This is a genomic window from Schaalia canis, assembly GCF_003858455.1.
Taxonomy (GTDB): Bacteria; Actinomycetota; Actinomycetes; order Actinomycetales; family Actinomycetaceae; genus Pauljensenia; species Pauljensenia canis.
The window spans coordinates 20252-32974 of sequence record NZ_RQZF01000011.1; the positions used below are offsets into that span (position 1 = coordinate 20252).

The 12723-nt window shown below is 60.0% G+C and carries 11 protein-coding genes; 7 read left to right on the top strand and 4 right to left on the bottom strand.

Annotation, left to right across the window (positions count from 1 at the left end; genetic code table 11):
• The first annotated feature begins 185 nt into the window (after positions 1 to 185).
• The 3 genes from EII11_RS08965 (at position 186) to EII11_RS08975 (ending at position 4537) form a co-directional block, all read left to right on the top strand.
• Positions 186 to 1853 carry an ABC transporter ATP-binding protein/permease gene (locus EII11_RS08965; protein ID WP_124871783.1) on the top strand — a complete coding sequence of 556 codons (1668 nt, stop codon included), beginning with the start codon at positions 186 to 188 and terminating at the stop codon, positions 1851 to 1853.
• Positions 1850 to 3709: a thiol reductant ABC exporter subunit CydC gene (gene cydC, locus EII11_RS08970; protein WP_124871786.1), complete on the top strand. Its 1860-nt coding sequence runs from the start codon at positions 1850 to 1852 to the stop codon at positions 3707 to 3709. The genes EII11_RS08965 and cydC overlap by 4 nt, the downstream gene beginning before the upstream one ends.
• A 141-nt stretch (positions 3710 to 3850) precedes the next feature.
• Positions 3851 to 4537: a type 1 glutamine amidotransferase gene (locus EII11_RS08975; protein ID WP_165867129.1), complete on the top strand. Its 687-nt coding sequence runs from the start codon at positions 3851 to 3853 to the stop codon at positions 4535 to 4537.
• Between the two features lie 166 nt (positions 4538 to 4703).
• On the opposite strand, the gene EII11_RS08980 is transcribed toward EII11_RS08975, so the two are convergent.
• The gene (locus EII11_RS08980; RefSeq protein ID WP_124871792.1) at positions 4704 to 5318 is read right to left on the bottom strand and encodes a dTDP-4-dehydrorhamnose 3,5-epimerase family protein; all 615 of its coding nucleotides are present in this window, start codon (positions 5316 to 5318) and stop codon (positions 4704 to 4706) included.
• A gap of 101 nt (positions 5319 to 5419) precedes the next feature.
• On the opposite strand from EII11_RS08980, the gene rfbD reads away from it, so the two are divergent.
• From rfbD to EII11_RS08995, 3 genes are all read left to right on the top strand, one after another.
• Positions 5420 to 6292: a dTDP-4-dehydrorhamnose reductase gene (gene rfbD / locus EII11_RS08985; protein ID WP_124871795.1), complete on the top strand. Its 873-nt coding sequence runs from the start codon at positions 5420 to 5422 to the stop codon at positions 6290 to 6292.
• Positions 6293 to 6484: 192 nt separating this feature from the next.
• Positions 6485 to 8356 carry a dihydroxy-acid dehydratase gene (gene ilvD, locus EII11_RS08990; protein ID WP_124871798.1) on the top strand — a complete coding sequence of 624 codons (1872 nt, stop codon included), beginning with the start codon at positions 6485 to 6487 and terminating at the stop codon, positions 8354 to 8356.
• A gap of 74 nt (positions 8357 to 8430) precedes the next feature.
• A complete protein-coding gene (locus EII11_RS08995; RefSeq protein WP_240623128.1) occupies positions 8431 to 9504 on the top strand; it encodes a lipoate--protein ligase family protein in 1074 nt (357 codons plus the stop codon).
• A 35-nt stretch (positions 9505 to 9539) separates the two neighbouring features.
• On the opposite strand, the gene EII11_RS09000 is transcribed toward EII11_RS08995, so the two are convergent.
• The gene (locus EII11_RS09000) at positions 9540 to 10247 is read right to left on the bottom strand and encodes a YggS family pyridoxal phosphate-dependent enzyme (RefSeq protein WP_420820449.1); all 708 of its coding nucleotides are present in this window, start codon (positions 10245 to 10247) and stop codon (positions 9540 to 9542) included.
• Positions 10248 to 10402: 155 nt separating this feature from the next.
• Between EII11_RS09000 and EII11_RS09005 the strand changes: the two genes are divergently transcribed.
• Entirely contained in the window at positions 10403 to 10795 is a 393-nt protein-coding gene (locus EII11_RS09005) for a YccF domain-containing protein (RefSeq protein ID WP_124871800.1), read from the top strand.
• 90 nt (positions 10796 to 10885) lie between these two features.
• Here EII11_RS09005 and EII11_RS09010 read toward each other — a convergent pair whose 3' ends face one another.
• Positions 10886 to 11767, bottom strand: coding sequence for an NgoMIV family type II restriction endonuclease (locus EII11_RS09010; RefSeq protein ID WP_124871803.1), 882 nt, complete (start codon positions 11765 to 11767; stop codon positions 10886 to 10888).
• A gap of 14 nt (positions 11768 to 11781) precedes the next feature.
• Positions 11782 to 12714: a DNA cytosine methyltransferase gene (locus tag EII11_RS09015; protein WP_124871806.1), complete on the bottom strand. Its 933-nt coding sequence runs from the start codon at positions 12712 to 12714 to the stop codon at positions 11782 to 11784.
• Positions 12715 to 12723: the final 9 nt, after the last annotated feature.

Sequence of the window (12723 nt, forward strand, 5' to 3'; positions counted from 1 at the left end):
AGCGCTGGACGTAGAAGGCCGCAGGTGGCGTGCGGATTTGAATCCTCCGGTAAAAGACTGAGACTGCGCTAGCAGAGAAAAGGATCTGACACTCGTCACAGTTTCGTCCAGGAAGGTGACAAGGTGTCAAAAAGTGAATAAGGTAAGCCTAAGCTGTCTTAATTCATGAGAGGGAAGGCATCACTGTGAATAAGTGGTCAATCATGGCCTGCACATGGCTTTCATCCATCGCCCTAGCGGCAACATACCTGCTCATCGGGCAGGGTATTGACCAAATGATCGGCGGCGCCACCGTCACCGTTCTCCCCTGGGCCGTTACTACCACCATCGCAGCAGGACTCATGGCCGCCCTCGCCAGCGTCATCGGCGGCTACCTCATGCCCCGCCTCGAAATCGAAGCACGGCACGCCGTCGTCGACCACGTCTTCACTCTGGGCGCCTCCGAACGCACCAAGGAACGCGCAGGCCGGATCGTCAACACCGCAACCGACGGCGTCGAACGCTCCGCAACCTACAAATCCATCTTCGTTGGCCCTATGCTCGCCTCCCTGGCCACCCCAGCCCTCATCCTCATCATTATTGGCGCCCTCATTGATCCCGTTGCAGCAGGCATTATGGCCATTTCCGTGCCCCTCGTGCCACTGTGTATCGGCTCCTTCCAGGCTGCCTTTAAGCCCGTCTCACGCCGATACCGCGCCTCCTCACGCGCACTAGCCGCCCAAGAACTCGACGCCATCCAAGGCCTGTCCGCCCTCGTCCTCATGAACGCAGGCAAGCGCATGGGCCTCACCCTTGCCGAGGCAGCCGAAAACGTCCGCCAAAAGGTCATGAAGTACCTGGCGGGTAACCAGCTTGTCCTACTCGTCGTTGACTCTGTCTTCTCTCTTGGCATGATCACCGGCGCAGTCATCCTGGCTCTGTGGCGCTACGACAGCGGCGCCATCACCGCAGGCCAGGGCGTTGCCATGGTATTGCTCGCCTCCATCATGCTGGACCCCCTTGACCGCGTCGGACAATTCTTCTACATCGGCATGGGTGGCATCGCCGCCACCAAGGAAATCAAACGCTTCACCAGCCAAGAACCCGAAGTCAGCGATGCCCCCGGTGTGCAGGCTCCCACCGAACTGCCCGCCCCCGGCACCCTCACCTGCGAAAACGTCAACTTCAGCTACGACGGACAAACCCCCGTCTTGACTGACCTGTGCCTCTGCGTCGCCCCCGGCGAACGCGCCGCCCTCGTTGGGCCTTCTGGCGCAGGCAAGTCCACCGTTTCTGCCCTCATCCAGGGTGCGCGCCGCCCCAACGCTGGCCGCGTCCTCATTGATGGCATTGACCTGGCCGAGGCACCCCTGGCCTGGGTACGCTCACGCATCGGCGTCGTCGAACAAACCACCCACCTCTTCTCCGGCACGCTGCGAGACAACCTCCTCATCGCCCGCCCAGCCGCCACCGATGACGAACTTATCGCAGCGCTCAACGCCGCTCACCTGACCAACCTGCTCGAACGCCTCCCGCAGGGCCTTGACACCCAAGTCGGTGAACGCGCAGCAGCCCTCTCAGGCGGCGAAGCGCAGCGCGTCGCTATCGCACGCGCCATCCTCAAGGGTGCGCCCTACCTGCTCCTTGACGAGCCCACCGCCCACGTTGACCTCGAATCTGAACGTGAAATCCTGGCCGCACTGCGAGAGCTCAGCGTTAACACTACGACGCTGACCATTTCACACCGCGCCGCCACCATTGACGACGCCGACCGTCGCATTGACCTGGCCGCCATTAACACCCCTTCATCCTCCAACGCTGCCTCCACCGATGAGGCAGTGGCAGAACCGGCACCCGCAGGAGCGCAGCGATGACACACTCCTCCACTTCACTGGATCAAGCTTCCCGGGAGCAAACCCACCAGGAACACACCTCCCAGGGCAGCGTTCCCCACACCCGCTGGGAGTTGAGCGTACGCCTCCTGCAGGTTGCCCGCTCCGTCATTGCACCGCTGGGTCTGTCGATGATCTTCCGCCTCCTTGCCCTCCTGGCCGGTGCCGCACTCTTTGGCATCGGAGGCTGGGCACTGGCCTCGCGCATGGCAGAAGGCGCAACCGTCTCCCTGGGAACCATCGCCGCCGCCCTCGTCGGCCTGTCCCTGGCGAAAGGCATCCTGCGCTACCTTGAGCAATACAGCGGGCACTACGTTGCCTTCCGCTCCCTGGCCCTGCTTCGCAACTACTTCTACGACGCGCTTGAACCCCAAGCGCCCGCGCAAACCGAAGGCCTGGACTCAGGCGATCTCATGTCGCGCGTGACCAAGGACGTGGACCGGATCGAAGTATTCTTCGCCCACACCCTCGCCCCCATCGTCACCGCCGTCATCGCCCCCATCATCATGCTGACCTACCTGGGGGTGGCAGTGTCCTGGCAGGTCTCCTTGACCCTACTGCCCTTCCTGCTAGTTGTCGGGATTATCGTGCCTTTGCTGGGCTCGAAGGCCACCGACGCTGCTGCCACTGAGCTGCGTCGCGCTCGCGGCACTCTGGCTCACCACGTCACCGACTCCGTCCAAGGCGTGCGTGAAGTTCTGGCTTTTGGCTACCAGGAAGCACGTCTAGCGGAAATGTCACGCATTGAAGAGCGCATCACACGCGGCCTGAAAACCACCATGGGATATGTTGCGGTGCGCCGTGGCCTCAACCAGGGTCTGCTCGCAGGCGCGCTGGTCGCCGTCTTTGCGATGGGCGCTCACCAGGTCGCTGCCGGTATCCTCACCCCCGGCCAGGTGGGCCTAGCCTTGGGTGTCGCCCTGGGAGCTTTCGCCCCCGTGCTGGCAGTGGAAGACTTCGTTGCCGACCTCGATCAGGCCTACGCTTCGGCCCGCCGAGTTTTCTCCATCACCGAGCGCACCCCGCTCGTTGCCGACCCCGCGCAACCCCGCGACGCTGAGGTAGACGCTTCGGCTGACATGATTATCGAGGCCGTCTCCTTCACCTACCCGGCTGTGGACGCGGGCGCAGTCAACTCCGACCCAGTGCCCGAGGTCGAGCGTCCTCAGGTTCTCCACAACGTCAACGTGCGCCTTGCCGCCGGAAAGATGACCGCGATTGTTGGCGCATCGGGTTCTGGCAAGTCCACCTTGGCGGCTCTGCTTGACCGCATGTGGGATCCCACCTCCGGTAGCGTTCGTATTGGCGAGGTTGACGTGCGTGACCTTAGCCTGGAACACCTCCGCAACCTCATCTCCTACGCGCCCCAACGCCCGCACGTCTTTAACGACTCCATCCGCGCAAACCTTCTGCTTGCCCGTCCCGAGGCCACCGATGCTGACCTTGAGCGCGTGTGTGCACAGGTCGGCCTGAGTGAATGGATCGCCAACGAACCTGACGGCATGAATACCGTTGTAGGGGAAATGGGCGAGCGCCTCTCGGGTGGTCAGCGTCAGCGCCTGGCTGTCGCGCGTGCCCTCCTGCGTGAAACGCCTATCACTATCCTTGATGAGGCAACCTCACAGATCGACGCCGCCACGGAAAAGACCGTGCTCGACGGTATTGCTCAGGCAACTGATGGGCGCACCCTCATCGTGATCGCTCACCGTATCTCCACCATTGAAAATGCCGACCACATTATCGTCATGGACAACGGACGGGTAGTTGAGGAAGGCACCTACGCTGAACTCATGGCAGCAGGTGGCGCATTGGCTGCCTTGGCTCAACGCGAACAGTAATCCACAACCTCGGAGAAGGTGGAATCACTGCAGAGGGGCGGCCCCAGCATCACGCTAGGGCCGCCCCTCCAACACTAGGCACCCGTAAAAGCGCTCCAGGATGGGTAAAGGCTGAATCCGACGTAAGTTAGGATGCCTCCTATGACACTCCGAGCCGATATCCTCATTATCCAGCACGCCGAAAACTGCCCACCCGGACGCATCCTGGAATACGCTCCACACGCCACCACCGTGCGCATGTGGGAAGATCACACCGCACTGCAGGCAATGGCGGCGGGGCAGGAGGCACTGCCCTCGGCAATCGTGGTCTTGGGCGGCACAGAGAACGCTTACGCCGACAGTGCCTGGCCGTGGCTGGCAGACGTTCGCTCCATCCTGCGACGCTGTCACGAGGAATCCGTCCCAGCCTTGAGCGTGTGCCTGGGGATGCAGTTGGCGGTGGTCGCAGGTGGTGGTAGCGTCGCGGTCGCAGCAGCCGAGGGGCCCGAGGTTGGCCTGACCCAGATCTTTTGGGAGGAAGACGCAGACGATCCCTTGACGGAGGTGACGGCTGAATGGGTCTACGCTGACCATGGCGATGCGGTGAGCGAGCTCCCCGCACATGCAGTTGCGCTGGCGCGATCGGATAAATACGTGCATGTCATGAGGTGGGGCAGTGTCGTGGGTGTCCAATACCACCCGGAACTCACCGCAGATATTCTGCGAGCCTGGCTGGAAAAAGACCCGCCTTCCAATGCCAATCAGCTCTTTGCTGACTACCAAAACGCTGCCAATGACTTGGCAGAGCACTGCCAGAGATTGTGCGAGGTCGTATTCGGCGTGCGTTGAACTCTAGCTGTGGAACGCGCTAGTGGACGCGCGCTTGGCATGGATGAGTGACTTCACGACACCACGAGCAGTGGGCCCGAGCGGACTATATTCGCTCAGGCCCACTGCGATATGAAGAAAACGAACTTCTTAAACGGCACCGTCAAGGGAAGTAACTAGTGCGGTTCTAAGCTAGCGAAGCATAAAAAGCTAGAGCTTCCTCATAAGTCGGCAAGAGGCCCTGCTCACGCGCCTCTTCAAGCCCGGGGGCAAGGGTATCCTTCTCGGAAAACTGCTGCTCCAGGGTTTCGCCATTGCGTCCCACTGTCGGCCATTCAATACCGATGGTGGTGCACAGTGGATTGACCCCATGCTCACGGCCAGGGTTGTAGCCTGCAGAACAGAGATAGGTGACTGTTGAGCCGTCTTCGAGAGAGCAAAATGCATGGCCAAGTCCCTCGGAGAGGAATATAGCTCGACGATCAACATCGTCGAGGAGGACAGTGTCCCATTGGCCATAGGTTGGTGAGCCGACGCGAATATCAACAACAACATCAAGTACAGCACCCTTAGGGCACATTACGTACTTTGCCTGTGAGGGAGGGATCTGAGCGAAATGGATTCCACGTATCACCCCCGCCGCTGATATTGAACAGTTCACCTGCTGCAGGTCCAAGGGGCGTCCAAGGTGTTCGACGAACTCATTAGCCTTGAACATCTCCATGAATAAACCGCGTGAATCACCGAGCTGACGAGGTGTGATTTCCCATGCGCCCTTTATCGATAGCTCGCGCCATTCCATGTCTTTCCTCCCTTAGGTTGGTGTGGATGAGTGTGCCATTGCGTTGAAATCTCAGCATGAGGCCTTCACAATATCTCCATTGTGCCAAGTATGATTGTCCCATGAAGTGGACTGTGACCGGCGCAGCCGGAATGCTTGGACAAGATCTCGTGGCAGCACTCACGGCTCGTGGGGATGAGGTGACGGCGCTTGACGTGGCCGAACTCGACATTCTTGACGGCTCTGCCGTCATGGAGGCTCTTGGAACTCCTGGCCGTGCCGATGTGGTAGTTAATTGTGCGGCATGGACCCAGGTTGACTCCGCTGAGGAAAAAGAAGGACTGGCATTCCGCCTTAATGCGGTTGGGCCGCAGAATCTTGCTGCAGCATGTCAGTCGTCAGGGGCACGCTTTGTGCATATTTCTACCGATTATGTTTTCCCTGGAAATGGTGTGGAGCCGTACGGGGAGAATGACCCTCTTGACCCTTTAGGAGCATATGGGCGTACCAAGGCTGCTGGAGAATGGGCTGTGCGCGCTTCGGGTGCTGACTACCTCATCGTCCGCACGGCGTGGCTTTACGGCGAACACGGTACCCCCTTCCCTAAGGTGATGGCGAGGCTTCTCACTGAGCGTGGACAAGTTGACGTCGTTACCGATCAGGTTGGTCAACCCACATGGACCAAGGACTTAGCCGCCCTTATTATTACCCTCATTGATGCTCAGGCTCCCTCTGGCACCTACCACGGAACCTCCTCCGGCATGGGGTCGTGGTTTGACTTTACTCAAGAGATTGCCGCATCAATGGGAATCGACAGTGCCGCTGTTGGAAAGACCACCTCGGAAGCCTTCGTTCGTCCCGCGCCCCGCCCCTCATACTCGGTGCTCACACATGACGCACTGCGTTCAATTGGCATTGAACCCATCGGTGATTGGCGTGAACGCTGGCAGGAAGCAGCTCCGGCGATACTCGCAGACTTTATCGCCCAAGACTGAATGACTAGTTAACATGTGGCGGTCAGCTCACCCTTCGTTTGAGATTAAGCGAGGGTGGGCTGATTCATGTCCTGCCCGAAAGCCCAGGCATCACTAGACAAGAAGAATTCCACGGAACGACACTGCGGCGCGTTTCCTGACGGAAAGTCTTACCCTTGATTCACTACACATTGGAAAGACACGGAAGACACCATGAGCCGTCAACTTCGATCCGCAACCTCCACACAGGGCCGCAATATGGCAGGCGCCCGCGCACTCTGGCGCGCCACAGGCATGGGGGATAACGATTTCGGCAAACCGATTATCGCCGTCGTGAACTCCTTCACGGAGTTCGTCCCCGGACACGTCCACCTGCGTGACGTTGGCAAACTCGTTGCGGATGCGATTGTGGCCGCAGGCGGCGTCGCCAAGGAAATGAACACGATCGCCGTTGACGACGGCATCGCCATGGGACACGGCGGCATGCTCTACTCCCTGCCCTCACGAGAGATCATCGCTGACTCCGTTGAATACATGGTGAACGCTCACTGCGCTGACGCCATGGTGTGCATCTCCAACTGCGACAAGATCACCCCCGGCATGCTCAATGCCGCACTGCGCCTGAACATCCCAGCCGTGTTCGTCTCTGGCGGCCCGATGGAGGCAGGCAAGAATATTCCCGCCGATGCGATCATTGGTGACTCCACGGCAGGACACGGCAACCTCGTGACCGTCATGAATGCCACCGCTAATGATGCGCTGACCGATGACCAGATCCTCGCCCTTGAACGCGCCGCTTGCCCGACCTGCGGGTCCTGCTCGGGTATGTTCACCGCAAACTCCATGAACTGCCTGACCGAAGCCCTGGGCCTCTCTCTGCCGGGCAATGGCTCAACCCTGGCCACTCACGCTGCCCGCCGTGACCTGTTCATCGAGGCAGGCCGCCGCGTCGTGGACCTGTGCCGACGCTATTACGACAACGAGGATGATGCCGTCCTTCCCCGTGCCATTGCCACCCGTGACGCTTTCCGTAATGCCATGACCCTGGATATGGCGATGGGCGGCTCGTCGAATACGGTCTTGCACCTTCTGGCTGCAGCCCGCGAGGCTCAGGTGGACTTTGATCTGCACGACATTGCGGAACTGGGTAAAACCGTCCCGTGCCTGTCTAAAGTCGCACCCAACCACAATGACTACCACATGGAAGATGTGCACCGCGCTGGTGGTATTCCCGCAATCCTTGGTGAGTTGGACCGCGCTGGCTACCTCACACACAGCGTCCATTCCATCCACTCGCCTTCACTGTCTGAGTGGCTGGCGAAATGGGATGTACGTGGGGGAACGGCCTCAGAGGCCGCTTTTGAACTCTTCCACGCGGCCCCCGGAAACGTGCGCACCACCGAGGCCTTCTCGACCTCAAACCGCTGGGCTGAACTTGACCTTGACGCTGAGGGCGGCTGCATCCGCGACGTTGAGCACGCCTACACCGCCAACGGCGGACTGACCGTTCTCTTTGGCAACCTCGCCCCCGAAGGCGCCATTATCAAGGCCGCAGGCATTGACCCCAGCCTCTTCCACTTCGAGGGCCGCGCCCGCGTCATGGAATCCCAAGACGAGGCCATTGAACGCATCCTCGACAAGACCGTCGAGGCCGGCGACGTGGTGGTCATCCGCTATGAAGGCCCATCGGGTGGGCCGGGCATGCAAGAAATGCTCTACCCGACCTCCTTCATCAAGGGCCGCGGCCTTGGTAAGGCGTGTGCCCTCATTACCGACGGGCGTTTCTCGGGCGGCACCTCGGGTATCTCGGTGGGCCATATTTCCCCCGAGGCCGCAGCCGGTGGCCTGATCGGCCTCATTGAGGACGGTGACCGCATCATTATTGACGTCAACGAAGGACTCCTGCAGCTTGACGTTCCCGAAGAAGAAATTGAGTGCCGCCGCGCCGAGCAGGAAGCCCGCGAGCACCCCTGGACGCCGCGCACTCGCCAGCGCGAGGTGTCGGATGCGTTGAAACTCTACGCAGCGACGGCGACCTCGGCCTCGCAGGGTGCCTTCCGTGACGTGTCACGGATCCTCCGTTAAGGGAAAGTCTTGCGATCAGCACAGTGCCAGCGCTGAACACGAGCGCTGCACGACCCGAAGGGAAGGGACTTCCGATGCTGCCTTTGCGCGGCCACTACACCATGCCCGGCGGTGCCACCATTGACGCGAGCGGCACCATCGCGGGCGAGCCCTTCTCTGGCGGGGTCTTCACCCACTGCGCCTTCGAGTCCGATGCTCCCTGCCAGCCACACAACCTTCTGGCCCGCATGGCAGCGTCCCTGGAAGGTGTGGCGGCGGATATCTCGGCTATGGACCTGTCCGCGCTGTTGTCCTCTCTGCTTCTTCCCGGTGACGACCTCGCCGGACTCACCACCGATGCGATCGCCATTGCTCTGCGTCGCATGGTCGGTCACGCCCTGGACTGGACAGACCTGGAGTTCGACATTATCTACGGGCCCGTCCTTGACCCGGCGGTGAACGTCGCGCTTGACGAAACCCTGGTTGAAGAGGTCGCAGCCGGGCGGCGCAAACCCTTCTTGCGCCTCTGGGAGTGGAATGCGCCGCAGGTAGTCATCGGCTCCTACCAGTCCTACGCCAACGAGCTTCACCACGAGGGCGTCCTCAAACACGGCATTACCGTCACCCGCCGCGTCTCCGGGGGCGGCACCATGTTCATGGAGCCAGAAAACTGCGTGACCTTCTCCCTGGTGGTGCCCACCGCCTTGGTCGAGGGCATGAGCTTTGAGCAAGCCTACCCCTACCTGGACAGGTGGGTGATGGAAGCCCTCGAAAGCATGGGCGTGAAGGCCCGCTACGTGCCGCTCAATGACATTGCCTCCGATAAGGGCAAGATTGCCGGAGCCGCCCAAAAACGATGGGCCAATGGCATGATGCTCCACCACGTCACCATGGCCTACGACATTGACACTCCCAAGATGCTGGAGGTATTGCGCACCGGCTTGGAGCGGGTGAGCGAGCGCGGAACGGCATCGGCTGTGAAATGGGTCGACCCCCTGCGCTCGCAGATCAGCCTGTCACGCGCCGAGGTCATGCAGGTGCTCTACGACTACTTCCGCGCCAAGTATGGGGCAACACCCTCGACGCTGACACCGCATGAGATTGAGGTGGCCGAACAGCGTTGCGTGGAGAAGTTCTCCACCGAGGAGTGGACCTTTAAACTGCCCTGAGCGGCTTGAGCCGCCCAGTGTGTGGGCGCGGTGTTTTAGCTGCGCGGCCCGAACACGTCCGTTCCCACACGCACCAGGGTCGCGCCCTCAGCGATCGCCCACTCAAGGTCACGGCTCATCCCCATCGACAAGGCGAGGTCTGTCTCCACGAGGTTGAGGCGCTCAGCCACAGCCGCACGCAGGGAGTGCAACTGCGCGTAGGAGGCGCGCACATCGGCCTCGATCAGCGAATTGAGGCCCACTGTCATCAGGCCGGCGAATTGAAGATGCTCGCTTGCGGCAATCGCCTCAGCGACGGCGAGGGCATCGGCTGGCATACAGCCGTGCTTAGAGGCTTCACCGGAGGTGTTCACCTGCAGGTAGACCGGAAGAGCGCGGGAAGCACGCTTATCCACGGCGTGTACTAGCTCCGCCGAATCAATGGTCTCAATACAGTCCACGACGCTGAGAGCGTGGTTGATCTTATTGGTCTGCAATGGGCCAATGAGGTGAATCCGCGCCCCATCCACGGCTCTGATTGCCGAGGCCGTCTCACGCGCTTCCTGCACCCGATTGTGGCCAAGCACGACGGGTAGATTCGCAGCGGCGAGGGCGTTCGCGGCCACCTGACATTCCTCGGGCGTTCGGGTTTTCGCCGCGATTTCCAGGGTGACCGTATCTGTCCGGCCGGCCGCAGTGCAGGCTGCATCAATGCGCTGGCGAATACGGGCGATATTGTCGGTAAGAGAAATGGTCGTGTGCATGCGAAAGGTAGTTCCCTGTTGGTAGCGGTATGCCTGCAGTCTAGTGCGTGTATCAGCAATCCTGAGCGTGGACATTGGAAGCCTGGAAGGACAACCAGGGTCTAACCAGGGTTATCTGAGCGAGCAGAATCCGCCGTTTCTGGGACGATAGAGGTATGCGTACTCTGTTGAACATCATTTGGTTGGTTTTCGGCGGTATCTGGCTCTGGCTGGGCTACATCCTAGCGGGTGCCATTGCCTGTATCTTCATCGTCACCATCCCCGCAGGTGTGGCATGTTTCCGTATCGCAAACTATGTGCTGTGGCCCTTCGGCAAGCGAGTGGTGGACAAGCCCGGCGCCGGAGCTGGCTCCTGCCTGATGAACGTTGTGTGGTTCATTATCGCCGGTATCCCTCTGGCTATCGGTCATGTCCTCACCGCCATCCCAATGGCACTGAGCATCGTTGGTATTCCACTGGCAATCGCCAACATCAAGATGATCCCCGTGACCGCCTTCCCCTTCGGTAAGACCGTCATCAACGACCCTCACGCGCCAATCTTTGGCTGACAGCTCGTAGAACCTTCGAGACGCAAGGCGGCGCTCCCTCTCAGGTGAACGAGATGGGAGCGCTTCCTACATTTTGGGTGGATCGAACACCTAGACGCTCAGGTCAAGTGGCAGATCGGAAATGTCCCGCAGCCTTTGTCCTTCCACCAGAGCAGCCAGCATCGCTTGCGCTTCGTCATTCCCGCAGGCTTCGACGGCGTCAATAAGTTCCGGGAGGGCAAAGTGGTACACCATGTCCAGATCGCCTGTCCCCAGGGCAAGCGAAGCGAGGCGAGAGGGCGTGGGCTCTCCGGTGACCACAACAATGTGTGGGGCTCGTCCTTTGCGATTACGCAGAATAGAGAGTGCCTCCGCGCGCGCATTTTGAGCTCTATCTGAACGCAGCGTCCACTTGCACGAAATTACTGCGTGGACAATATCGTGGGTCTGGTTTGCTTGGCGGATCACGCTATAGCGACCACTGTCCTCGTCAACGAGATACGTTCCAGCATTGATGGTCTCATCGCTCTCCGGGCTGCGAAGGACCACAACATCGGGACTAATGGAGTAGGAGTTACCGAGGATCGCCTGCAACGCTGGGTCAGCTTCAACAGCGTCACTGAGCAGAGACAAATGCCGGTAGGGTTCAAAGCGGGACAGATGCTCGTTCTTCCGTGAACTTCCGACGTTGGCAAGTGTCCAGTTTCCGGGTCGAAGCGACAGAAAATGAGGGAAGGTTTCGCTGAGGAAGTCAGCGACGATTCTTTCGAAGTTTGCTCCGCTTCGTTGGCCTGCAAGCTTTTGTACTTCAATGTGCGCGCCAAGACTCGTTGCCATGTGAAGGGCGATATCTCGCGAGGTTTTCTGGCTCTTATCAGCGTTTGACGCAATGCCGTCGCGTGCAACGCTCAGCACCTCGTGAAGGATCAGATGCTGATGGAAGGCAAGACGAGCCCGCGTGAGAAGGGCAGTGGGTGTCACTGAGTCTGACATAGGAAAACTATCTCTCACGCCTCAAGGGCAAGCCGAATGTTCTGGGCAACGGCGTGGGCTAAAGGTGGAGGCAAAGCGTTTCCCACCTGACGGTAGGAGGCAGTCTTACCTCCGGTGAGCTGCCATGAGTCCTCAAAACCTTGGATTCGCGCCGCCATACGAACCGTTAAACGTGGCATTCCCTCGAAAGATTCTTCTGGAGCGGCATCCGCCAGACCCTTTCCATCCACCCCGAGCGCAGCCCAGGCTTTCTTCGCGCGAGTAGGACCAAGATCGGCTCCGCCATGCTTTTTGGACCCACCCACCAATGTTGGCGCAATTGTTTGTGCGCCTTGCGCCCATTCCTCGGCACCCTCCCAACCGTTTTCCGCCATGAGGTCAAGCAACGCAGATCCGACAGTGACCTGCGGAAGGTCGAAAGGCTCCGGGTATTCAAAGGCGGTCTTCACATCATCGCGCAGGGCAACGCAGATAACGCGAGGTCGTGCCTGGGGAACCCCATAGTCGGCGGCATTGAGGAGCTTCCACTGCACCGAGTAGCCGAGCTTCTCAATCTCCTCGGTGATGTGTTGGCGGTAGCTATCAAAACGTCGGTCGAAAAGGCCACGCACGTTTTCCAACATGACGGCACGGGGGTGGATCTCCCCAATTAGGCGGATTGCCGTGGGGAAGAGATCACGCTCATCATCTGCGCCAAGCTGTTGACCAGCGGAAGAAAAAGGCGGGCAGGGAACACCTCCTGCTAGCAGGTCAACACCCTCATATTCCTTACCCGACCAGGAGAGCAGATCCTCTTCAAGGACATTCCACTCTGGACGATTCGCACGCAAGGTGGCGCAGGCATGACGGTCAATCTCGATCAGTGCAGCATGCTCAAACCCGGCCATCTCAATGCCACGGGCCTGACCGCCAGCCCCAGCGCAGATCTCCACGGATGTGAGTGTCATGCGTTTTTC

What these genes read in the sequence shown, in the direction of transcription:
- cydC (WP_124871786.1), top strand. Translation starts at nt 1,850, where the DNA reads ATGACACACTCCTCCACTTCACTGGATCAAGCTTCCCGGGAGCAAACC.
- EII11_RS08975 (WP_165867129.1), top strand. Translation starts at nt 3,851, where the DNA reads ATGACACTCCGAGCCGATATCCTCATTATCCAGCACGCCGAAAACTGC.
- EII11_RS08980 (WP_124871792.1), bottom strand. Translation starts at nt 5,318, where the DNA reads ATGGAATGGCGCGAGCTATCGATAAAGGGCGCATGGGAAATCACACCT.
- rfbD (WP_124871795.1), top strand. Translation starts at nt 5,420, where the DNA reads ATGAAGTGGACTGTGACCGGCGCAGCCGGAATGCTTGGACAAGATCTC.
- ilvD (WP_124871798.1), top strand. Translation starts at nt 6,485, where the DNA reads ATGAGCCGTCAACTTCGATCCGCAACCTCCACACAGGGCCGCAATATG.
- EII11_RS08995 (WP_240623128.1), top strand. Translation starts at nt 8,431, where the DNA reads ATGCTGCCTTTGCGCGGCCACTACACCATGCCCGGCGGTGCCACCATT.
- EII11_RS09000 (WP_420820449.1), bottom strand. Translation starts at nt 10,247, where the DNA reads ATGCACACGACCATTTCTCTTACCGACAATATCGCCCGTATTCGCCAG.
- EII11_RS09005 (WP_124871800.1), top strand. Translation starts at nt 10,403, where the DNA reads ATGCGTACTCTGTTGAACATCATTTGGTTGGTTTTCGGCGGTATCTGG.
- EII11_RS09010 (WP_124871803.1), bottom strand. Translation starts at nt 11,767, where the DNA reads ATGTCAGACTCAGTGACACCCACTGCCCTTCTCACGCGGGCTCGTCTT.
- EII11_RS09015 (WP_124871806.1), bottom strand. Translation starts at nt 12,714, where the DNA reads ATGACACTCACATCCGTGGAGATCTGCGCTGGGGCTGGCGGTCAGGCC.